Source organism: Kluyvera georgiana ATCC 51603, from assembly GCF_001654985.1.
Taxonomy (GTDB): domain Bacteria; phylum Pseudomonadota; class Gammaproteobacteria; order Enterobacterales; family Enterobacteriaceae; genus Kluyvera; species Kluyvera georgiana.
The window spans coordinates 14,357-37,054 of record NZ_LXEU01000051.1; the positions used below are offsets into that span (position 1 = coordinate 14,357).

24 protein-coding genes and 1 pseudogene are annotated in these 22,698 nt (G+C 54.2%); all 25 read right to left on the reverse strand.

Features of this window, described 5'->3' with window-relative positions; genetic code table 11:
* Positions 1 to 25 precede the first annotated feature (25 nt).
* Positions 26 to 142, reverse strand: a pseudogene (locus M989_RS24625) (OmpW family outer membrane protein); the annotation flags it as partial.
* Positions 143 to 403: 261 nt separating this feature from the next.
* A complete protein-coding gene (locus tag M989_RS13300; protein ID WP_074398791.1) occupies positions 404 to 787 on the reverse strand; it encodes a tail fiber assembly protein in 384 nt (127 codons plus the stop codon).
* Positions 784 to 2,580 carry a hypothetical protein gene (locus M989_RS26515; RefSeq protein ID WP_064546056.1) on the reverse strand — a complete coding sequence of 599 codons (1,797 nt, stop codon included), beginning with the start codon at positions 2,578 to 2,580 and terminating at the stop codon, positions 784 to 786. Before M989_RS26515 ends, M989_RS13300 begins: the two co-directional genes overlap by 4 nt.
* Positions 2,581 to 2,627: 47 nt before the next feature.
* Positions 2,628 to 6,200 (reverse strand): TipJ family phage tail tip protein, encoded by a 3,573-nt coding sequence (locus M989_RS13310; protein ID WP_083965162.1) that lies wholly within the window; start codon positions 6,198 to 6,200, stop codon positions 2,628 to 2,630.
* A gap of 51 nt (positions 6,201 to 6,251) precedes the next feature.
* Positions 6,252 to 6,854, reverse strand: a complete 603-nt coding sequence (locus M989_RS13315; protein ID WP_064546057.1) for a tail assembly protein — start codon at positions 6,852 to 6,854, stop codon at positions 6,252 to 6,254.
* A gap of 53 nt (positions 6,855 to 6,907) precedes the next feature.
* Positions 6,908 to 7,243, reverse strand: a complete 336-nt coding sequence (locus tag M989_RS24635) for a hypothetical protein (RefSeq protein ID WP_074398792.1) — start codon at positions 7,241 to 7,243, stop codon at positions 6,908 to 6,910.
* 28 nt (positions 7,244 to 7,271) lie between these two features.
* A complete protein-coding gene (locus M989_RS13320; RefSeq protein WP_064546059.1) occupies positions 7,272 to 7,781 on the reverse strand; it encodes a hypothetical protein in 510 nt (169 codons plus the stop codon).
* A gap of 99 nt (positions 7,782 to 7,880) precedes the next feature.
* Complete coding sequence (locus M989_RS13325; protein WP_064546061.1) at positions 7,881 to 8,597, reverse strand: C40 family peptidase; 717 nt, start codon at positions 8,595 to 8,597, stop codon at positions 7,881 to 7,883.
* A 1-nt stretch (position 8,598) separates the two neighbouring features.
* Positions 8,599 to 9,354 (reverse strand): phage minor tail protein L, encoded by a 756-nt coding sequence (locus M989_RS13330; RefSeq protein WP_064546063.1) that lies wholly within the window; start codon positions 9,352 to 9,354, stop codon positions 8,599 to 8,601.
* Positions 9,351 to 9,698 (reverse strand): phage tail protein, encoded by a 348-nt coding sequence (locus tag M989_RS13335; RefSeq protein WP_064546065.1) that lies wholly within the window; start codon positions 9,696 to 9,698, stop codon positions 9,351 to 9,353. Before M989_RS13335 ends, M989_RS13330 begins: the two co-directional genes overlap by 4 nt.
* A gap of 3 nt (positions 9,699 to 9,701) precedes the next feature.
* Positions 9,702 to 12,218, reverse strand: a complete 2,517-nt coding sequence (locus tag M989_RS13340) for a phage tail tape measure protein (RefSeq protein WP_064546067.1) — start codon at positions 12,216 to 12,218, stop codon at positions 9,702 to 9,704.
* Entirely contained in the window at positions 12,196 to 12,474 is a 279-nt protein-coding gene (locus tag M989_RS13345) for a phage tail assembly protein T (RefSeq protein ID WP_061279028.1), read from the reverse strand. Before M989_RS13345 ends, M989_RS13340 begins: the two co-directional genes overlap by 23 nt.
* Positions 12,475 to 12,524: 50 nt before the next feature.
* Positions 12,525 to 12,932 carry a phage tail assembly chaperone G gene (gene gpG, locus M989_RS13350; protein WP_064546069.1) on the reverse strand — a complete coding sequence of 136 codons (408 nt, stop codon included), beginning with the start codon at positions 12,930 to 12,932 and terminating at the stop codon, positions 12,525 to 12,527.
* A gap of 36 nt (positions 12,933 to 12,968) precedes the next feature.
* Positions 12,969 to 13,706 (reverse strand): phage tail tube protein, encoded by a 738-nt coding sequence (locus tag M989_RS13355; RefSeq protein WP_064546071.1) that lies wholly within the window; start codon positions 13,704 to 13,706, stop codon positions 12,969 to 12,971.
* 7 nt (positions 13,707 to 13,713) lie between these two features.
* Positions 13,714 to 14,112, reverse strand: a complete 399-nt coding sequence (locus M989_RS13360; protein WP_064546073.1) for a phage minor tail U family protein — start codon at positions 14,110 to 14,112, stop codon at positions 13,714 to 13,716.
* Positions 14,109 to 14,663, reverse strand: coding sequence for a phage tail protein (locus tag M989_RS13365; RefSeq protein ID WP_061279036.1), 555 nt, complete (start codon positions 14,661 to 14,663; stop codon positions 14,109 to 14,111). Before M989_RS13365 ends, M989_RS13360 begins: the two co-directional genes overlap by 4 nt.
* A 9-nt stretch (positions 14,664 to 14,672) precedes the next feature.
* Positions 14,673 to 15,026 (reverse strand): head-tail joining protein, encoded by a 354-nt coding sequence (locus M989_RS13370; RefSeq protein ID WP_061279038.1) that lies wholly within the window; start codon positions 15,024 to 15,026, stop codon positions 14,673 to 14,675.
* Positions 15,027 to 15,037: 11 nt separating this feature from the next.
* The gene (gene gpFI, locus M989_RS13375; RefSeq protein WP_061279041.1) at positions 15,038 to 15,442 is read right to left on the reverse strand and encodes a DNA-packaging protein FI; all 405 of its coding nucleotides are present in this window, start codon (positions 15,440 to 15,442) and stop codon (positions 15,038 to 15,040) included.
* 45 nt (positions 15,443 to 15,487) lie between these two features.
* Complete coding sequence (locus M989_RS13380; protein ID WP_064546075.1) at positions 15,488 to 16,513, reverse strand: major capsid protein; 1,026 nt, start codon at positions 16,511 to 16,513, stop codon at positions 15,488 to 15,490.
* 67 nt (positions 16,514 to 16,580) lie between these two features.
* The gene (locus M989_RS13385) at positions 16,581 to 16,913 is read right to left on the reverse strand and encodes a head decoration protein (RefSeq protein ID WP_064546077.1); all 333 of its coding nucleotides are present in this window, start codon (positions 16,911 to 16,913) and stop codon (positions 16,581 to 16,583) included.
* A gap of 9 nt (positions 16,914 to 16,922) precedes the next feature.
* On the reverse strand, positions 16,923 to 18,263 hold the full coding sequence (locus M989_RS13390; protein WP_064546079.1) for a S49 family peptidase: 1,341 nt from the start codon (positions 18,261 to 18,263) through the stop codon (positions 16,923 to 16,925).
* Positions 18,244 to 19,836, reverse strand: a complete 1,593-nt coding sequence (locus tag M989_RS13395; RefSeq protein ID WP_064546081.1) for a phage portal protein — start codon at positions 19,834 to 19,836, stop codon at positions 18,244 to 18,246. Before M989_RS13395 ends, M989_RS13390 begins: the two co-directional genes overlap by 20 nt.
* Positions 19,833 to 20,039 (reverse strand): phage head-tail joining protein, encoded by a 207-nt coding sequence (locus M989_RS13400; RefSeq protein ID WP_061279052.1) that lies wholly within the window; start codon positions 20,037 to 20,039, stop codon positions 19,833 to 19,835. The genes M989_RS13395 and M989_RS13400 overlap by 4 nt, the downstream gene beginning before the upstream one ends.
* Entirely contained in the window at positions 20,039 to 21,961 is a 1,923-nt protein-coding gene (locus M989_RS13405; protein ID WP_064546083.1) for a phage terminase large subunit family protein, read from the reverse strand. The genes M989_RS13400 and M989_RS13405 overlap by 1 nt, the downstream gene beginning before the upstream one ends.
* Positions 21,936 to 22,481, reverse strand: coding sequence for a terminase small subunit (locus M989_RS13410; protein WP_061279056.1), 546 nt, complete (start codon positions 22,479 to 22,481; stop codon positions 21,936 to 21,938). Before M989_RS13410 ends, M989_RS13405 begins: the two co-directional genes overlap by 26 nt.
* Positions 22,482 to 22,698: the final 217 nt, after the last annotated feature.

Below are 22,698 nucleotides of genomic sequence, written 5' to 3' on the forward strand. Positions count from 1 at the left end.
ATAACGACCAGTTGTCCGGAGAAGATCAGAAACGGTAGCCGGCGGAGAACATAAACACCCACGGATCCAGACGGGTACTGACGCTCTGATTGACGCCATTGTGTTTAAACTTCACATTGGTGTCGATATCCATGTACCACACCGGCACACCTCTGAAATTAAAATATCAGTCTGTTTTTATTAATAAAACTCAACTTTTGAGAACGAAAAACAGCACCAAAACAAGCTTTGTTAACTGACTGATATTAGTGAAATTAAATTTAGTTTTGCAGAACGAAAATCTGTGCTGGCTTGTTGTTGAATGTGTGGCTTCTCCTATACTTGCGCCAGCGCCACGGCATGAACACCAGGCCTACAGCAGCAACCTGCGCTTGCATACCGCAGGTTGCTGCATTCTTCTACACTACAAATCTGGTTTGGCCGGCCACTCGATATCCGGCGCCGCGTCCAGTTCAAGCGCTTCCAGCGCTTTCACGTACAACCGCCAGGCGATTAGCTTTTGCTTATCCTCGTCGCTAATCAGCCCCAGATCCAGAATCCAGCCAGCCATAGTCTTCTCAGCTTCTGCGATCAGATTGCGCCGGCATGTCTCTGCATCACGAACGTCATCTTCATGAGTTCGTACGTATGGCGGATCTGTAATCCACTCTCCTGTGTCAGGGTTGTATGTTTTATTGCCGCCGCTGAAGTTATCAGGAACCTCAACAGGAAGTACATTCCCTCCCCAGAGATCTTGAGAGAAACCATGTGAACGATAATCACCTTTCCAGACATAAAGCTTAATCATGCTGTTACCTTCCATACATGAATGCGCATTGGCGATGGTGTTTTGTAATCATTCGCGAACTCTTGATTACTGCCACTATTTGAGGACCCTTGAACGTAAGCGCTTTGAGCAGTACGTATTACAATTCCTTCCCCCTCGGAGTACGTCGCTAGCGTACCAAGACTAGTAGTTACGTAAGTCCATGGAGTGGACACCCACTTGTTCAGTGTTGCGTGAAAAATCTCACACATACACCATACAGGTACGTTATTGCCGAATGGGTTAGGCAATACAGTACGACTATTCAATGCCGGGTATGGCGTACCGACACTAATTAGCGAATAGCCAACACGCGCATTAGTCGCGACGTTCTTCGCCAGCAGGTCGGTGTTAATCGATTCCATGCGGGCAGAAAGGGTCATCGCATCGAGTGAGCCAGCATTCTGCGCACGCCCAGCGTAGCGGATGATGGCGCAGCCGACGAGGGAGTTCATGCGCACTTCTGTCAATCCGTCCGTGAACACATCACTGGACAATTTGGCGTTAAACAACAATGCCCGTCCAATTGTATTCGATGAACCAGCTAGGTTGGTGTATTTAACTGACTGATCTACCGCAAAGGCACCCTCAGTTATGGCTGTTGAGTTGAGGAACCCGTAATTGTTCTCTGTTGCGGTAGCTCGCCCCGTAATGTTAGGCACACCAGATTTCTGCATACTACCTGCGACTAACGTTCCACTATCACCACGCATAACTGGTGCTTTAATACTGCCACTCTGCACCCCGTTCCGGTCAGGCAGACGCATCTTGCCAGTGGATGAGTTCAGCACATAGCAGTTGCGCTTCGTGACATCAGCCCACCAGGTAGCTTCATCAGTGGTTGGGCGGTTACCGGCAGCAACGTCAGCGTACAGGTCAGCGAATGGGCCGACCTGGTCAACCTCCTGTCCATCAGCCGCGACACAGCCATCCGGCAGCCTGGCGCGGTTATCATGCCACCAGGACTGGCCGATGTAGCCGCCGCCCTTCCCATCAGTCTCCGCTTTTGAGTACACGTCAAGGTGACTGCGCGCGGCAGACTTATCAGGTAAATCATCAAGATTCTGGTCTTTATGAAGCAGGTTTTCAGGGTGGAATGATGACGCAGCCGCCTCAGCGGCGGTTTTAGCTGCCTCCGCATCTGTTTTTGCCGATACAGCGGCAGTCTTTGCAGTTTCCGCCGCTGTTTTAGCTGCTACTGCTGCTGTTTTAGCTGCTACTGCTGCTGTCTTCGCGCTCGACGCTGTGGAAGCGTCTGTGCTCGCCGCCTGGGCTGCAGATTGCGCAGTCCCCTTATCGGTCGCTACCTGCTGCGCATCCGTACGAACCTGATTCGCCAGTGCTGTTACTGCGGTAATATCGATAAGCGCCAGCGTATCCTTGATGCTCTGCCAGGAAGGGCCGGCAAAGGTTGAGCCATCTGGCAGCATAACCGAGATGTCGCCACTGGCGCTGAATACTGCCTGCCAGTTCTGCTTGTCATAGTTGAGCCCGCGCAGCGCTGCAGTTGTTTGAGCGACAAGCTCCGCTGTTATCTGGTTTTGAACTGCACGGGGAACAGCCTGCCAGGCTGCTCCTACCTGTCTCGGCCCTGTATAGTTGCTGACAAGCGTCAGACGCGTATTGCTGTTAACCTCCAGCACAGGCAGCGTATATGTAACACCACCAACGACGACAACAATAAAATCACCGGACACCAAATCGGTGGCAAAGGAGGTTCCTGTCCCTCCCACCACCGGGGAGTTATTATTTAGGGTTAGAGTGCCTGCGCTCATTAGTTCCTCACGTTATTCAAATTTGGACTTGTGACTGTTCTGCCGCCTCACGCTATGACAACCCTTCCCGCGCGACTGGCTGCCACCCTTGTCCCTGAGACCTGGTACTGGAATTGAGTTTGATTACTTCGTGGAGTTTTAACCGCCATCCTCAGGTAGACCTTCGCCTCCCTTGTGGATGTGGCCGGGATGGTGTAACCACTAAGATTGATTGGTGAAACCTGCCCACCGTTTGTATACGAATAGCCAACCTGTTTGACGACCGTCCCGTCCTCAAGCACCAGTTCAAGTCTGATTTCGATGTATTCAGGTGAATTAACGCCTTTCAGAACCATGTCTGAATCAATAACTCGCTCAAATAATTCACCGCTATAAGCGTAAATATTGTAGTAATGCCAGGAGTTCCAGTTGACGGAGACGGTAGTTGGCGAGATGGTGCGTGGGTTCATTTGTAGTGCATAAATATCCCCCTCAATCCTGTTGGCATACACGGTGCCTTTAAACCATCCGTCAGTGCCGTAAATCGTCCCGCGAGTCGTCATATTGTTAAATTCTGCGTCGCCATTCTTATCAATATTCCATCCAGCTTCGCCGGGAACCCAATTATTGGATCGGATGTACTGACCAATTTTCGCGTTGGTGATGCTCGCATCCCTGATAATTGTCTCACTCAGGAACGCCTGCCCGTTAATCACTGCAAACGGTGAAAACTGAGCATCCCCCTCGCCGCTCAGTAGAACAAACTGGTTAGCGTTAAACCCAATACGCGTTACAACCGGCTGCCCCGCTTCGGCGACGACCGCTATAGACATTCCTGCGCCGTAGTACACGCCATTAATGCGGACTCCGGCTTTAAGCGTGTGAATCGCCGATGCACCATCGGCATCAACCACCGCCGTCAGCTTATCTTCCAGCGACGCCGTCATATCGCCGAGCTCTGCCTGCACGGTGGTAGACAGTTCAGCCATGGCTTTATCAACGCTGGCAATCGTCGTTTTCACCACCAGAATATCGGCGCGGACCTCGCCGAACTGTGCCCACTGGTGCTCGACCGTCGCGTTATTCGCCAGCGCATTCTGCAACTGACCTTCCAGATTCTGATCAATCTGGCTGGTCAGCGCATCACCGTCTTTTGAGGTCAGGAAATCCCCGGTAATATCGCCCAGGTAATCATCGGCGTTATTGTTAGCCATGCCCCGGATCCAGCCTGTCCACCCGGACTCATTCCCGCTTTTATCGACCAGCTGCGCGCGGAACCAGAACTCCTGGCCAGCTTTAAGCCCAAGCTGGATATATTCGGATGATGGGTACGGCACGTCACTCAACAGCAGCGGATCCGACTGGTCCCCGTTCGGGGTGTACTGGATTTCCGTTTTCAGAGTGTCCGACGTGTTGGCCGGGAATCCCCAGTTCAGACGAATACCCCAGTTTATTGGCGTGGCCGCAAAACCTACCGGCTGCGGTGGATTGCCAACTTTCCCCGTTAGCGTGACCTCTTCCGAGTATCCCCAGCCGGACGAAATCTCCGCCGCGTTAATAGCACGAACGCGGACCAGATAGCGCCCGGCATAGATAGATTCAACCTCAAAGCTGGTTGTCGAACTTCGCGGCACGTTAACCCAGTTACCGTCGTTGCGGCGCCACTGCGCCTCATACGCAATAGCGTTATCCACAACCGACCAGGTCGCGCGCAGCGTTTCGACACTGATGCCCTGCTGCACAACGGAATAACTCCCGATGGCAATATCATCAGGCGCTGACTGGTTGCTAGGTGGAATGACGCTGACAGGCCGCTGGTCAATAATGGCGCCAGTATCGATCCGGGCATACTTATCCGGGTCATGGGCCGCGCCGGAGATCGTAAATGTGCCGTCGTTATTATCGGCGACACTGACAACCCGGTATTGCTGGGCATAGAGTTCGTCCGATTCGACAACCCACACGCATTCCGCCTCCGGCGTTTCACTGAATGCCGTTGTAACGGTAATCTTGTTGCCGTTTATCGCCTGAATCGTTCGGCTCTGCGCCGCACCAGATGGAAGGTTGAGTATCAGACGGTCGCCAGCAACGGCATCGGCCACCCGGTCCAGTTCGATAACCCGGCCATTCACCGAACGAATACGCCCGCCGGTGACCTTGCCGGAAAGCAGCTCATCAGCGACCGCGATAATGTAACCAGGCTGCGGGATATTACCGTCCAGCCCGACGGAGAAGGTAACTACCCGGTCCTTGTTGTTGGTGAGGATCCCCCAGCGCCCTTTGCGGTTCGCTTCTGACTGCCTGGTGCAGCCAATAGCGGTCATTTCAAGCTGATTAAAGCCGTAGCGCGCAACAAGCTGCTGTTCGAATACCGGCTCCATGGCGTCAGCGTAGGCATTATCCGGATCGGACCACGAAACCAGCGCTGTGGTGTAGCGCGTTTTAGTGGTGCTGCTGGCGTAAGTAAACAGGCCGTCGACCACGTTTGCGCGCGTGTAGGAAAAATCGATATCCCGCGGCATATCGGCCAGCGCCACAATCTGATCACCGCCCCAGTAAGTCATGCCCCGGAAAATAGCCGCAAAATCACGCATCACGGTGTAAGCGTCGTTCCGGTCCTGCACGTAGACATTGCAGGTATAACGCGGTTCTGTGCCGTCGCCGCCCTTACCATCTGGCACCATCTGATCGCAATACTGCGCGACTTCATAGAGTGACCATTTGTCTATGTTGGCAGCCGTCAGGCGATTACCGAGCCCGAAGCGGTCGCTAAGAACCAGATCGTAAAAAACCCATGCAGGGTTATCTGTCCATGCCCATTTAAACGCACCGGTCCAGGTGCCGAGATAACTTCTGGTTTCAGGGTCGTAGTTATCGGGCACGCGGATAACCCGCATTTTCGGCTCGCAGGAAATTTGCGGAATGGAACCATTAAACTGGCTCGAATCAAACTCGATATAGAGCAGCGCGGTGTTCGGATAACGCAGCTTGGCGTCGATCACTTCCGTGTAGCTCTGAAGCGTCATTGTGTCGCCCACTTTGGCGCTGTTCGCATCGCCTGTGGTTTTACGCAAACGCAGAGTCCATGTGCTGCCAGACTGCGGTAAATCGATGCGGTGGCTACGCTCATAGCCCGTGGTGGTTTTGCCCGATACGCGCGTGCTTAAAACCGTTTTCCACGTGCCGCCGTCAGTTTGCAGGTCAATGGCATAATTGATGGTGTATCCCACCAGGTCGCCGTTGTCCTGCTGCTTGTAAATCGAGGGCCATTTAATGCGCAGGCGTACAGCAGAGAGCAGCGTATTTGTGAAAGTACGGGTCCAGGCGGTGGCGCTGGATATCTCAACCCCCATGCTGATTTCATTTTCTGATCCCGGAATCCCCTGGATGTATTGTTGAGCCTGAGTCCCCGGGCGAAACTCCCAGACCACTCCACCAAAGTTTTTCGAGCCGTCAACGTTCTCCAGCGGCGTCCCGTCGAGGTAGATATCTTTTCCGGTCAAACCACCAGCAAATTCACCTTCACCCAACGCCACCAGCAATTTTGCCTTTGCGACAGACTGGAGATCATCCGGTTGCTCCGTCGGCGTCCGGCTTTTAGAACCGCCACCTTTCCGCCCTGTGATTTTTTTCGGCGCCATAATTCACCCATAAAAAAACCACCCGAAGGTGGTTGTTAGAAATGATGTTTGCTACTGCTTGTCTTCGACGTAGATGCCCGCCGATACAATCGCGCCACCGATCCGGCGTCGTCCGTAGCCAAGAGGAACAGGGTTACCCTGGGCAGCGGTGTTCGTCACGCCACCAAAGGCGTAGGAAGCTTGGTTATCAGCATCCTGCTTACTGGCAAGCCCGGCTGGTTGTGGGGAAAGCATCTGCACAATACCGCCAAGCATCATCGCTGCACCAATTTTCATTGCAGCTGGTCCCCATGCGGCCCCGCCCCATGCCTGACCTATGGTTGCACCTAATGCCCCGACAACAACAAGAACGGCTCCCAGAATTGTTTGCAGTAAACCTGCTTTTTTACTCCCAATCACCACGGGAACAATTCGAATCACTTCTCCCATAACGGGGAAGCCTAAATCATCCATCCCGAGGTTTTTTTTACCTTTAAATACAGCATACGTTAGCCCGCGCATTTTGCTGGTATTAAGATACTTTTCAAAACCGGGGATAGTCTTTGATAAGGCATTTATTGATTCGGCTGTAGTTGTTATTAGCCGGTTATGTACTTTCCCAAATGATTTGCCTAGCTCTCCACCCAGTTCAATTCTTGTCATAACTTCTTGCATATAAGCCCCAATAAAAAAAGCCACATAAAGTGGCTTTAGCGATTAGAAATGTCTTAGAGGCACGAACTGGCAGCTTTACTCCATGGATCACCAATGCCCCTACTGGCTGCATAGACTTTTACGTCTGAACCACCGTCAGTATTTCCCTGTATAATCGCCATCGACAAAACACCGAATAAATCGTCAGCAGCAGAAACTTTATAGCCAGTTTCAGTTTCGATGCTTGTAGCCTGCGGATGTAAGTCTTGCCATTTAGGTGACAAACATTTGTTAACTAGCGCTGGTGCCTTTGATGAATGCCCAGTATAAATAGGCGCACTTTCCTGCAAGGAAGAAGCGCTACAAGCTGTCAGGACTAAACAAATCCCAATTGATAGATAAACCTTCATACCCACTCCTTGTTTTCTGAATATTCACTCAGAGATTCTCGGTTTTTTTGATTTGCTCAGACTCAGGCTTGTATGTGACAGTTACAAAATTTGACACCCCATCAATAATTGTATGACTTAGATTGATGTTTGTGCCCAAATGAGTCCAGACAACTTCTTTATACGGTTCTTTATATTTTGATGCGCCATATTTCTGGGTTAATAGCGACTCCACAGACAGAAACGCCATCTTATTAACACTTTCAAAATCATTATTTATCGATTGTACAATAACTTGGGTAAGAGCATTTTTTTTAAATTGATAGACAACTTTAAATTCATAGGAATCAATAGTTACCTTATCTATTCCTACAGCACCCTGTGTTTCATAGTATTCTAACGGAGGGGTTATTTTATGCGCTTTCCCACTCTCAGCACTGATTACCTCATCAGGACTCATTCCCCAATAGGAATTTCCATACCCCTTGACTCTTTCTGATGCACCAGCAGAGATAGAAAACATTAAGAACAAAGCAATAACGGCTGAAATCTTTTTCATACGCCCTCCAAATGAAACAAAATGTAACGATTAAACCATTTTGTATTAACCTTAGGCAACATGAATTGTTATGCAGACATTCATCATTGGAGATTTCATTTATCTCTTTGCTAGTAAATTATGTCTTACAACCTTCATTGTCCGTTCCTGCCAATAGCCACCATACGGAACGCGCTGGCTCAAATGCCCATACAGATGATGCAATAGCATGTTGTTTTCCAGCAGGATCCCGGCATGGTTCCACTTATTGGCTTGAACCTGCATTATCACCATGTCGCCGGTGCGCGGTGGCCCAGTAAACTCCCGGAAACCGCATTCATACCAGCAATCACGGTAAAAGTTCTCCGGGTACTGGTCCTCCCACCAGGGATAATCCACGCGGTAATCGGTCACCTCAATGCCATGCGTCTGCCGGAAATAACTCATCACCAGCCCCCAGCAATCGAAATGCCCTAGCACAAACGGACGCTCCAGCAGCGGTAACTCGCCGCGCGGCTGAATGGTACGGATATCCCCTTCCGGCCAGCTGGCAATGTGCCAGGGCAGCAGTGTCGCGTCACACTGTGCCTTATCCAGTTCGCTCGGCTGCGTTGTGGCGTCCGGGTGACTGTGTACGATGGCGACAACCGTCCCCAGATCTTCGGCAGCGGCGTAGTCCTCCGGTGACAGGTGGAAATGTTCGGTTGGGTCCGTTGCCAGATTACGGCAGGGAATGTAACGCTGCACCCGGCTTTTCTGCACCACCACGCCACAGCACTCCCGCGGGTATTCTGCGGCGGCATGCGCCATGATGGCGTCGATAATCTTCTGTCGCATATCAGCTCCTGATAAGGGAAGTGCCCGGAAAACCGCCAAACGGCAGCTCGTTACTTTCGCCGTGACGCAGTTTGCACGCCGTCAGCGTGCCGGGGCATTCATCCTGCGAAGGGTCATCAACCGGGTTGTTGTGCTTATCGAAATAGCGGGTCCCTGCATAGTCGCAACCATCACCGGATCGATACTTGTTACGGATGCACCAGGTACAAAGTGAATGCAGCTGGCGAGTGGGGATCATCAGCCCCTGCAGATCCATCGGGCTGGAGAGTTTAAACGCCACCACTTCATGCGTTTCGCTGTCCTTTGCATCGATATAAAACACCTTCAGCTTTTCCTGCTGCGGATCCGCCGCCGGGTTTCCCTCCGGATAGTTTGCTGCGTCCAGGTACTGCGCCAGCGTGTCATGGATAGTGACTTTCGCCTGCAGCAGGTCATCGTAAGCAAGACACAGCGCGGTAATAGAACTATCAAGGTTAGCGACCGACAGAGTCGGCTGTGCGCTGGTTCCGTCAGTCGCCGTCTCAATCCCTTCTATCTCACATGGCCAGGCTTTATATTCCAGTCCCTGCCACCAGATAGATTTTGCGGGGAGCTTGTCTTCATCCCCGCCGGCGGTGGCAATTTCCTCCGGCGTATGCGCAATATTATGTGCATGAAAACGGAGGACATCACTGACGCCAAATCCGGTGCCATCGACATCAAAAAGCCGGACGACATTGCCCGGCTCGAGTTTCTGATAATCACTGTTTAAGCTCATGGTGCAAACGCCTGTTCAAACGTGGCAGAAACGGTTTCCACCGTTTTACTTTTGGTGACGCGCTGCAGGCTGTCTGGTTCGACACGCCACAACGTGAGCTCACCGCCGGGAGGGGTAAACGAAAACGATTTTGTTTTGTGGCGCCGCAGGAAAGCATGAATTTCCCGGACCGTTTCCGGCTGCCCGGTGAATGAATACTCATAGCTGAGGGTTTCATCATTTAGCCCGGCGCCTGTCACCTGTTTATAACCATCGCCAAACTGCGCCGTGCGGACGCTATCCTTGCTCTTCAGAGTTGGCTGGCTGGATGCTTTGATCCGCCATCCAAAATGTTCAATCGCCATCGCTTACCTCTGTTTATTGGCATTCCAGATCATGCCGCCCGGTTGTATAGCTTTCGCAATCCCCGCGCGGACGGAGCTATCAATGACCTGCTGATAGGCTTTTCCGACTGCATCGCCGCTCCCTTTCTGCTGACCCGATTCCCCCTGTCCCGTGGTGACAGAAACAGGTGCATAGACGCTGACGCCGAAAGGAGAAGCAACACCGCCCCCACTCCCGCCAACCAGTCCACCAGTCGCGTAACCGCGCATCATGCGGTACAGATTGCCGACGCCGATCCGGTTTGTGGCCTCCTGGGTAAAGACAAACTCCCCGCGGTGAACCACCCCCGCCGGCTCATACTTACCGCCAGTACCGGTGTAACCCCCACCCGCAAAACCGAGCGCAGATGTGGCTGAGTTAACCAGCCCAACCATGGCCTGCTTCATCAGGATTTGCGTCAGCATCGACAGCGTCGAGCGGGTAAAATCAGCCCAGTTCCCTTTGCCGGTTGTCAGCATGTCAGCCATGCTCTGGCTGATACCGTCAAACGTACTGGCGGCGAACGACTTCATTGAACCGTAAGCATCAGCAGCGGAATCGGCATAGTCAGCCCAGGCTGATTTAGCCCCCGCTTTCCAGTCGTCCCGCAGCTCATCCTGCGCGGCGTAGTACTCCTTGAGCGCGCCCAGCTCATTCTGATAGCCCTGATCCGCATCCGTGCCACCAGCATTCATCCAGCCCTGCCGAAGCTGAGCCTCTTCATTTTGCCGCTGCGCACCGCGGCTGCTCATGCTGCCACCCGCCACCAGCGCTTTGGTTTTCTCACCAATCTGGGTAACGTATTTCTGCGAGCTATCCTGCAGGCGGTTCAACCGCTCCTGGGCAACAATCTGATCGCCAAGCCGGGCATTCACCTCCGCCCGCGCCAGCACCTCATCTTTGTTCGCCAGCACCGATTTTTCATCAGCGGTCAGCGCGCGCTTTTTAGCGGCCTCTTCCAGTACAGAAAAGCGGGATTGCTGTTTCCACAGCTCCTGCCGCTGCTGGCTGATGGTATCCGTGATGCTCTTATGCTCTTCCAGCGTGCGTAGCTGCGCTTCCAGTTCCAGCGTCTGCGCGCTGGCTGTATCGATACTTTTCACGCCTGCCGGCGTTTTCACCGCTGACGGCTTTTTAGGCTTCTTTAGTGAGTCGTCGTATTCTTTTTTGGCGGCTTCAAGGTTGATGTTGTAGTCCGCCAGGAGGATCCGCCCGTCCTTCAGCGCCTTATTCAGTTCGTTCTGGCGAGCGGTGTATTTCTCCAGCGCACTTTGCGTCTTCGCATAGTTTGACTGGGCCTGCGCGGCATACTTCTGGCGATCGGATTCCACCACCGCCTCTCTCGCGGCGTTGTCCTCGGTCGCTTTCGCCACATTGGCCTGCTGCTGTGCCATTTCCAGCGCCAGCCGCGCCGACTCGCGATCGTTCCAGTAACTGGCTCGCGCATCATCATTCACATAGCGGTCGCCTTTGCGGAGATTCCAGACTTCATCCGCGCGCTTAAACGCCGCCTCGGCTTTAGAGACGATTTCCTGCGCCGTGTCCGGCCGCCCGATATCCAGCGCCGCATCCCACATGGATTTAAACGCACGCTTCAGGCTATCCGCTGCCGACTCAATCGAGCCCATGTTGTCGCGCAGGCTCTTTGTCTGATCGCGAAAACCATTCGTCGCCGCATCGTTAGCCGCCTGCAGCGCCGCCGCCTCATCCCCGGATCGTTGCAGTTGCGCCACATAGGCAATCTGTTCAGCAGTGACGTTGTGGAATTGCTGTGCCATGGCAATCAGGCCAGAGGTCGGATCGTTCGTCAGTTTCCCGAACGCGGCCGCCACCTTATCGACAGGCACGCCCGACGCCTCGGTGAATTTTGCCACCGCCTGGCTCATATCATCGAACCGGGCACCAGCGCGCACGCCAGCGTTAACCAGCTCGGTGAGTGCGCTGCTGGTCTGGTTAAATGTCAGCCCCGCCTGCTCGCCTGACTTCGCCAGCACCAGCATGCGGTTAGAAGTCAGCCCGGCGGTGTTTCCGGACAGGACCAGCGTTTTATTGAAATCGGAGAGTGTGGCTGAGCCCTGATACCAGGCGTAAACCACCGCGCCGGTAGCCGTTGCCAGCGCACCGATACCGATCATCACTGGTGATATGGAGCCCAACAGCGCGCGGAAGGTCGGAATAATGCCGCCGAACGAGTCTTTCACCTGACCGCCCTGCTGCAGCAGAATGAGCCATGGACTCTGGCCACCGGCCAGCTGGGTGGCAATATCCGTAAACTGCGCGGGCAGCATACGCATCGCGGCGTTGTACTGCCCTACAGAAATACCGGCCTTTTTCGCCGCACTCTCCTGCCGGGTAAACGACTGCTGCACCTTCAGCGCCGAATCATTCGCCGCATCGCCGGCCTGCTTAAACTGCCGTTTAACGTATTCCATCTGTTCGTTGAACTTCGACGAGTTAACGTCAAGGTTAACGACCAGGTCACCCACTGCCGTCTGGGCCATAGCGAACGCCTCCTGAAATGCCCTCGGCCTTTGCCATCAGTACATCATCACCGGGTTCATCGTCGGTAATATCCTCCGCTGAAGGTGACAGCAGGCTGAAGCTGGCAGGGGTTGATGTGGTTTTGGGGTCAAGTGCCGTGATGACGATATGCATCAGCGAGGAAAAATGCGCATCCATCTGCACATCATTAAAAAAGTTGTCCTGGTAGAACGTTCGCCAGTCGGCGTATTCCGTTGACGACATACCAGCAAGCATGGCGCGCCAGTCCGGCCGGCGAAATTCACGCGCCAGTTTCAGGACGAAAGTCAGCTCACTGGCGAGGACTTTTCCAGACTGATCGGCTCGGTTACCGGATCATCCTGTGGCGCACTGGCTTCCGGTGGCGGCACCATGCCGGACAGCAGTTTCACGCTGTACTCCGCTTCGGCAATAAACTCCAGCGGCCAGGTCATCAGCACATCCTTCTGGATCTGCTCAACATCTTCTTTCGGCGTGTTTTGCGTTCCTTTCAGCGGATGCGCATGCCATAACGACATGGCCACCAGCAGCGCACCGGATGTAATCGTCATGTTCAGCGCGGCCTGCATGTCTGCGTCGACGACAGTTTCCAGCGTTTTCAGGTGTTCAAGATGCTCAATGCGCTGCAGCGCTGACAGTTCATAAAGCGTGACGGTCACGCCGTTGCGCTCGAAGGGTTCTGTTTTTAAAAACATGGGGTACTCCAGGAAGCGGGGCCGAAGCCCCGGTTATCAGGAAACGGTTACGCTACAGGTCGCGACAAACAGCCCGTCGTTGGTCATCACAATAATGTCAGCCGAACCAGCTGCAATACCGGTAACCGTCAGCACCGTATCTGCCACTGACACCGTCACGATCCCGGCATCCGTGGTAGTAGCCCGGAACGAGTTATCGGTGGCGCTGGCTGGCGCCACGGTGACATTCAGCGTAGTGGTGGCAGCAACGGCAACGGTGGCGGTCGATTTATCCAGGGTTACGCCAGTGACATCAATCACCGCCGCGGCACTTTCTTCAGCGAGTCCCGGCTTACCGTTGTTGCTGATTTTGACCGAGCGCGTGATGGTGTCTTTTGCCGTGACCGTTTTACCAAGACTGCTTACCCAGCCACGGAACACATCGACAGCGCCATTCGGGTATTTGATTTTGTATGCCAGCACGGTACCGTCGTCGAACCAGCGAACCAGATCCTGCTGGCCGCTTTCCGCCGGTTTCCAGGCCAGCGTAAAACTGGCCTCACCCGCCGATTTCTGGCCCTGCGCGGTCGCCGTCCAGTCGGCGTCTTCGTCGTCCAGGTAGGTATCGTCGTTTGATTCAGCGGTCAGTTCGCCAGGCTGCAGGTCTTTAATCTTCGCCAGGCGTGTCCAGTCGGTATCCGATACCGGGTTGGCAAACGGGTTACCCGTTCCGGAATAAATCCAGAGCGTGGTGGTGGCGCCCTTTACCGGCGCCAGTGGGTTTGGTGTAGTCATTACGTCCTCACATTTCGTAAGTAATGGAATATTTCAAATCAGCCGAACTCCACAGCCCAAGATCATCATCGCGCTGGTAGTCATAACCCTGCTGCACTATGTTGGTGATAAGCCCGGCGAGCCCCGGCACATCGCTCATCACCGGATAAATTCGGGACTCCATCCAGTTATCCAGTTCTGAATCCGGCACCTGCGCCGGTAAAAAGATTTCGATATGCAGCGTGGCCTGCCAGGTATCCGTATCGAGCTCTTCACCGGTGTATTCGGCATCCGTCAGATAGATAGCGATAGCGGGAAAGTCGCCCTCCTCGAGTACTGCCGGACGCCCATCAAAATAGAGAGCCTCTTCACCAATCTGGATTTCCAGCGCGTTGATGATGGCCCTTCGGATATCACTGTGTTTCATCGTTTCAGAATCAGCCTGAGTTGGTTTTTAAGGGATGCCCGCAGTTCTTTGGGCATATCCGATTCCATGAGCTTCGGCAGCGCATCTCTAAATGCATTCGTCAGCGGTGTAGCCAGGGGAATGCTGACCACTTCAATCGGGTAGCGGGGTTTGGACGTTCGTCGCATGACATGCCAGCGCCCGTTCTTCAGTTGCTGAATAAAACCGCCCGGGAAACGAAAAGGGCCAATTCGCAATTCGCTATTGGCCCCTTTTTTATCCCGTTTTCGGCGTGATAATCGCACGCTGGCGGTCCCCAGTTTTATCGCCGGCAGATTACCCCGGTTAACCCGGATGAGCGCTCTAGGCTTTTTCGTCGTGGCACGCCTTATCCTGGCGCGTTGCTTCACCAGCTTTCTGGGAACACGGGTATCTTTCGACACCACCGCAACGCTTCGGCTAACAGCCCGGGTGGCCACACGGTTGACCGCCTGCGCCGAAGCGCGAGGAACTGCCGTGCTACTGATGCTGTTCAGGTTCGCCATAGCCTGTTCAAGCCCTTTTATCGACATCACATCTCCTTAACGGCGACGGGTTGATGCGGGAGGAGAACCCGTCCCTAGCCAGATATGACAGGAGCCGCAATCATCCGGGCCAATACGTTCAACCCAGAAAGACTTTCCGTTAATATCCAGCGTGTCCAGCCGCGCCAGCTGCTCAATCGCGGCTGATTTCACAAACAGCGACGGGCTGGTCCCCTCGACACGGACGCCGGGGGTGGCGTAACCGATATTTTCCGGATCATCGAAAACGCCACTCAACGTAGCGCCAGAAATCGCGCCGGACGTTACCGTTGCCGAAGTCCCCATAACCTGCCGAATAGTGTCATCGGCCTGTGTTATTGCAGCATCAAAAAGGTTATCGAAATCAGCCACACCGCCCCCTGTTAGTGTTCGCGGACCAGTCCGAGCGCAACCAGGCTATCCGCATCCGTTGCTGTCACGCGGATCACCGTTCCCGCCTCCACAATAGAGACCGGTTCATCGCGGGTCGCGTGCAGCGCCTCAATGTGCAGCGTGACCAGCGTTTCGACAGCCACCAGCGCGTCATCAGTCCTGCCGGTTAACACCGTATTCGCTGGCGCCACAGGTTCTTCGGTGCCGGGTGATGTCGCTCCGTCACTCACGCCACCATTTTCAACGCCATCGGTATCCGTGCCGCCATCCAGTTCTTCCTCCAGCTCCGCAATGCGCATTGAGAGCTCCTGAATGGTGCCACCGGTATTCACTTCCCGACCGAGCTGCACGCCAAGCTCATTAAGGCGTGCGATCAACTTTTCTTTTTCTGTCATGAGAACAGCTCCGAAACAGGGCCCCGAAGGGCCACAGAATGGAAATCAGGCGAGTTTGACTGACACAAACGCATCCGGATCAGCCAGCAGCATCAGCGGTGCGGACTGGATCATGGTGAACTCACGCGCCGGGTCACCGGTTTGCACCCAGTTTTTCGGGTAACGCGCGGAGGCGTTAATACCTTCACGCTGGGCATCCACATCCTGAATGCAGCCGTAAGTACGCAGCCCGCGCGCCTGGGTATTACCCAGTACCATGCTCAAATCCGGCAGGTAGTTCTTTTTGGTGTCGTTTTCAATGTACTGCCCGGAGTAAACGACAATGGCCACGTCGCCATACATCCCCTTATAGGAGACGGCTTCGCCCAGATCCTTCAGCGCCGTTTCCAGTTCAGAGTTAGAGCCACGACGGGTGTCGAGCTTCTCTTTTACCGCCTTGAACGAACGGAACAATGCCCAGCCTTTCGGATCAAAGACGATGATATTGACCACACCGCTGGCGTTCAGCGCGTAGGCTTCAATATCGTCAGTAGGGTCATAGGTTTCTTTGTCACGACCGCTCCAGGACGCGGCACCGACCTGAATGATGTTGTTGCCGGCGCTGCGCCCCATATCCACCTCAACCGGTTCAAACGCTTCACCGGTCATGGTGTATTTACCGTTGAGGACGGCAGCAACGGCCTGCTTCTCCTCAACCTGGGCAATTGCCAGTTCTTCATCCTTCATGTTCTGCAGGATAATGCGACGGCGACGGTAGGCCGGGTCAGCCAGGTTTTGCGGATCTTCATCTGGCAGGCGACGCAGCGTCATCTGCGGGTTTACTTCATGCTTCGGCTTGACGTAACCCGGCGTAAACTCAGACGTTGCACCGCCGCGGGAACGGATGACCTTGCCGGAAACAACAGGCGAAACGTACAGCGCCATGTTGACCATGCCCGGGATCTGCGACAGATAGACCTTCTCAGTGCTGAAGGGGTAGCTTTCACGGAAGAAGATGCGCAGGAAAAGCGGGTCAAACTTGAATTTCTTCTCATTGACCGCCAGAAGTTGGGCTGTAGTGTAAATTGACATAGATTTTTCCCGTAAAAAAAGCCGCGATGGCGGCTTCTATGGATGATGGTTGCAGTTCAGAAAAGGGTCAGACGATGCTGATGGCTGTACCCGCAAATGCGTTGCGCTTGATGTTTTCATCCGTCACCGCATCCGGCCAGAGCACATCTTCAATACGGAATGATCCGGACTTATAGAATGCCAGCTCGGTGCTGCTCTGATCCGCAGTCACCGCCAGAACGCCGCAGGCGGCCCCCGCATGCTGACCATCCCAGACCGTAAGTTTGCCGGAAGTGACATCCAGCATCAGTGGCGTCATCGCCGGTGTTGCCGCCGTCAGTTCGCCAGGGGCATAACCGGTATGCGCCGGATCACTGTTCCCGAGGGGCTGGCTGTGTGTAAATTGTTCAGTGTTAGACATGTTGACCTCTTAAACAGGCGTATTTAACAAATCGTCACCCGCATCAGCAGATGAACTCCCTGCCGCTACGGTGCCGGGTGCGGTTTCCATCAGACGATCCAGCGCGGTATCCGTGCGGGCCTGAGCACTCAGAGGCGCGGCGGCAAGAATGCGCTGTGCACTTTCCACCGTCATGCCTGGCGTTTCAGCCAGTGCACGCGCCTGTGATTCGCGTCCTTTTGCCTCTTCACAGTTCAGGATCCCCATAATGCGACCATTTTCAGCAGCGACCGCCGCCGCGACCTGGCTGCTCACATCAACAGATGCAGTGGTTGCAGGGTCAACCACCACAGCGGGTGCGTCAGCGGTGGCCACGGGCTGGTTAGCAGCAGCGGTTGCTGCTGGTTGAGTGGTATCTGCGGATGCAGTAGTACCTTTCATGCTTCCTCCTCGGGAAATCATCGTTCGTTTGTTAATTGCATCGCGCATAACATTCAGCGCATCCATGTTGTTGACCAGCTGCTCCGCCAGCCCGTTGTCTACTGATTCCTGGCCTGAAAACACAGCCGCTTCAGTATCCAGAACGGCCTGGACCGACATGCCGGTATAACCCGCCACCTTTTCAGCGAACATCTGCCGGGTGGCGTCAATGCGCGCCTGAAAATCTGCGCGAACTTCTTTGGGTAATTTCTCGTAGGGGTTCCCGTCCACCTTATGTTCGCCGCTGTAAATCAGCGTGACCTCGACACCGCTGGTTTTCAGGGCAGCGCCGTAATTGCTATGGGCCATCATGACCCCGATGGATCCCGTTCTGGCCGTCTGTGTCACAAGCCGGCGCGAGGCCGCACTGGCAATCAGCTGGCCTGCGCTGCAGTTCATATCGTTGGCCAGCGCCCAGATGGGTTTGATATCACGCATACGGGCAATAATGTCCGCACAGTCAAAAGCCCCCGCCACCATTCCGCCGGGGGTGTCCATATCCAGAAGGATGCCGTCAACACCCGGATCACTGATGGCCTGCTGAAGACGGGCGATAATGCCGTTGTAACCCGTCATCCCCGAATATGGCTGGAGAGCGCGGGTTTTACTGACCAGAGTCCCGGATACCGGCAGCACCGCGATCCCGTTAGTGACCTGATAGCTTCGTGCCGGTTTTGGCCCCATGTCTTCATCGTCACCAAAGAGCGCCAGCGGTTCAGCCATCTGCTCAGCACCAAGCGTCACGCCAGACACGGTGTCGGTCAGGCGGGTAATACCCAGCTGACCAGCAAGCGCGCAAAAGAAAACCCGCGCATAGGCGGGTTCAAGTAATAGCGGCTCATTGAAAGCCATACTGGCGATGTGCGGGAGATTACGCAGCTCGGGCGTCATCGTTCGCCTCCTCATTTGATTTCTTCAGTCCAGACTCAAAGGCAGAAGCCGCCCAGGCTGGAGGTTTTAGACCAGCAGCGCGACGTTCCATCGTTTCACGTACCTGCTGCGAAAATATTTCCTGATAGTCATCTCCGCGCTTGGCACACTCCTTCTCATAAGTGCTCAGACCGGCCTCAATGAGCATGACGGCCTCCTGCACTTCCTTCAGCCCATCTATCGCCATACGGCCTGAGCCTATCCAGTTAGCATTGCCCCAGGCTGTTCTCGCCTCCTGAAAACTGAATCGTGATCTGGATGGCAACGTCACCACCCGGCGGACAATGGCCTCCTCCAGCCAGCACACAAACATCTGACAGGCCTGTCGGGCTGCCACGAACTTGCGACGGCCCATAAAGAACGCCCAGGACTCGTTCGCGCTGGCGCGTGCAGTGGAGTAGCTCATCTGCGAATAGTTGCGCGAAAGCTGCTCATACGACACCCCCAGACCTGCTGCGATATAACGCAGCAGTGATTGCTCGAACGTCGAAAAACCGTTGTCCGTATCCTGTGCTGACTGAAGATTCAGGGAATCACCCGGCATGAGGTGAGGAACCTTCGCACCACCAAGGCGAACCGGCGCCGCGGTATAATACGAGGCCATTTCACCCAGCCAGCCCGTCATCTTGCTCTGCTGGTCTTTGCTGTCAGAGCCGAGAATAAAGTCCATCGCGGTTTGCGTATCCAGCTCACTTTCAATCGTTGCCGCATACATCGCCTTAACGATAGCGCTCTGGAGCTGCGTATTTTGCAGCGTATCAAGCATTTTCATTTGCTCCATGACGCTGTAAAACACGTTGGCACCGCGCGTCTGTCCATCCTCCAGCGGTTCAAATACATGGATAAAGGACGGACGGCCGCCGGGCAGCTCACGCGGAATGTAGGACCATTTCTGCGCCATCCATCCCGGATATCCGTCCTCGCTGACGTAATAGCCCAGTGCGGCGCCACCGTCGTTGGTTCTGACACCAGCCCGACAGTTTCGCGTGTCTCCGGCATTATTGGGGTTGCTGATGCGTTTCGGGCTGACCATCTTGAACTGTGTCCGGAAGAGCCGCGTTGAATCACTGTCCCAGGTGGGCTGGACACACAGCTCGCCGTTAAATGCATGAGTCGCGACACCTTCGCGGATCATCATCGTAAACGTCCGCTTGCGCTCAGCATCGATCCCGCAAAAATCATCTTCAGCATACTCATACCAGGCGGCCTCCACCTCCCTGGCAAATGCGCGGCTTTCTTCTTCTTTGATACCGAGATAACGCCAGCTCGGGCAGTAACTCAGTCGGAAGAAGGAACCGACAATGTGATCCTGATGAAGCTGCACGGCGTTTGCCGCATAACCATTATTTCGAACCAGATCGTCTGCTCGCGCATTACCACGGGATAAATTAGGCAATAACGCAGCATCCGCGCTTTCGCTCGGTGGGTTCCAGGCGCGTAACTGGCCGCCAAAGCCACCAGCACCACCGTGATACCCGGCGTAGTCCCGCAATGCGGTTTTACCGTCCGGCCCTAACAAAGCAGGTGTTTTCATGCGTAAAATCCTGCCGGTCCCCGGCGTCGTTGAGTAATGCCAATCTGTGATTCAAGTTCGGCAATGTATTTTTTCAGGTCGGTTACGGAGGTGGCGGTGAACTCAACCCGCCGGCCGTCCTTTTGCACCGTTGCCACCCGCTTTCCCATCATGAGGTCATGCAACGCAGCGCGGGCGGCATCCAGATCGGTCTGTGTCGCCATTATTCGTCTCCAGATAATGCCCGGGCATAATCCGCCAGGGTCTTGTTATGGGTTCGCCCCCCTTCTTCCTCCAGCAAACTGGCCAGAAGAGAATCGAGATTTAACTGCCAGCGCGAAATACTGATCCGAAGCGCAGCCAGCGCATAAACGAAACAGTCCAGCGCCTCGTTTCGTCGCTTTTTGCTGTCCCAGAGGATCTTCTTCTTACCGTCCACCCATTTTTCAACCTGCTCCTCAGCGGTGAGCTGCTGTGCTTCAGCCAGGTCGTAAACGTCGGGGTTGTTTGGGAAATGCACAGCACCGGCGAGGGGTTCATCACCATCTGGCTGCAGGGTAAAGCGGTTATAGATTTGCTCTTTCGCTGTGTCCGTCCCGACTTCCGTCAGATACACGCCGTTCTTGTTCCGTTTGCGTGGCATGCTGGCCACAGGTTTGCCATAAACAGAGGCCCCTTTGATGGGGATAAGACGAAACAGGCCGTGCTTTTTCGAACGGTTGTATACGATGGTTGGATCGATACCGCCGATATCCCAGCAAATACGGGATATCGACATTTCAACGCCATTTTTTCGGGTGTATGCCCTGTTTATGGCCTCATCCACCCTGATGAGGGTAGCTTCATCATCATGTCGTCCCATGATGATCTGCCGGTCAATCAGCCAGCTTTCTTCACCCGGCCCCCATCCCCAGACGCGCATCTCATAGCGGTCAAGCTGTGAGTCAATGCCAGCGGTCAGGTAGGCCACCCGGTCAGGTACTGAGGCAGAAAAGTGTTCTTTCCTTTCCGCCATCACGTCCGCATCCGGGCGTTCGCCAATCTTCGGTTCCCATGTCTCACCCAGCGTGGTATTCACGAAGGTTTTACGCTTACCGGTATCCCCTTTCGTCTTGATCCAGTCTTTTACTATCTGCACCCAGGTGGTAAACGGGCTGTATGCTGTCCATATGTGGAAAGTGACGCTGTCTGGCGGTTCAATGTCGGTGCCAGAGGACGCAAACCAGTTCAGTCCATCGCGTGTCCAGATCCCCGTCTCGTCGCAGATATAGCGCGCCTGCGAGAAATCCAGCTCCTGCTGCTTAATGACGCAGGCGTTATGCTCGCAGAGGTAAAAAACGCTGGCCGGTTCGCCAGGCATCCACTTAAACCCGAATGGCGTTTCCTTATCGCCAAACTTCAGATATTGCTCTTCCCCACAATGAGGGCAGGCAACGTGAAAACGCATAAAATGCCCGGACTCACTCGCGGCACGCTCAATCTGGCAGGTTCCCTTTAGCTTTGGCGTGGAGCCACGGATTGACTTCGGCCAGACGGAGCCCTCAATACGTTTATCACCGAGGAAGGTGGGCGAGCCCTCTTTCTCAATATCTTCATCAAATGCTGCCAGCTCATCGTAGCCGGCGACATCAACCGATTTCTCACGGTAGTTTTTCGCCGCCTTACCGCCCAGACACCAGAAGCCGCGACCGTTGGAAAAGCGCTTCATGCTGAGCGTATTGTCGCGGTTCTTTTTGCCGTACCACGGCGCAAGTGACAAAAGAGAAGGGATATCACGGATAGTGGGCTCAACATGAGACTTCATGAAGTTCTCAGCATCGCCATCGGTTGGCAGCCAGATCAGCGAATTGCGCTGTTTGTGTTCGATAAAGTACGCATACACGCCGAGCAGCATTTTCGAGTAGCCAACACGGGCAGATTTAACGACATTCACCTCTCGGATATAGTCGTTGCCCATGGCGTTCATAATGGCTATCTGGAAAGGAAGCGTAACCCAGCGCCCTTCCTGATACGCTGACTCTTTAGGGAGATAATAATGCGCATCAGCCCATTCAACAGCTGTCAGTGGTTCAGGCCGAAATAGCGAACGGAGCCCTGCCTGAGCAGAGTACCGCAGCCCCTTAATCTGACTGTTCGATATATTCACTCAGCAACTCCGGTATTATTTCATCCAGCGCAGCTGCCTTGTTCATGGCTTTAATGATGTCCTTCTTCAGGAAATCAATGTGCCGGTTTTCCAGTTCGGGGAAACGCCGCTGAACTGATAGAGGAACGCCATCGAGGATACTGGCTATTTCTCCGGCCACCCGCGATAACACGAACGTGCAGAATGCGGTTTCCACCACCTCAGCGGTGTCTTTTGCATTTTTCAATTCCTGCGTGTCGGCCTGCGCCCTGATAAGTCGGTGACGCTCATAATCTATCGTGCCGGGTTGAAGATCCGACTCCGAAGCAATCCGCAAATCCTCGACTTCTTTCCGCAACTTCTCATTTTCAATTGCGGCATCACGGGCGGAATACCACTCAATAACCGCCGCAGAATCATAGAGCACCTCATTACCTTTTCCGCCACCACGGGCAACTGGCATCCCCTGATCCTGCCAGTTCTGAATGGTGCGAACACTGACGCCAAAAATCTCAGAGAGGCGTTTTTTGTTTACCTCCATGGCTCACTCCATGCGCAAAACAGAGAAAGGAAACGACATCGAGTAATTTGCCTGTTATCGGACTCTGCCGCTTCCTTTCTTTTCAGGGGGTATTTTCAGTAAAAACAGGCAATTAGCTAGAAGAAGAACGGAAACGACTAAAACCGAAAAAATCTCATAAATAGCGAAAATCTGCGCGGACGCCGCCCCGTAGCGCACCGATATGCCGGAAAGGACC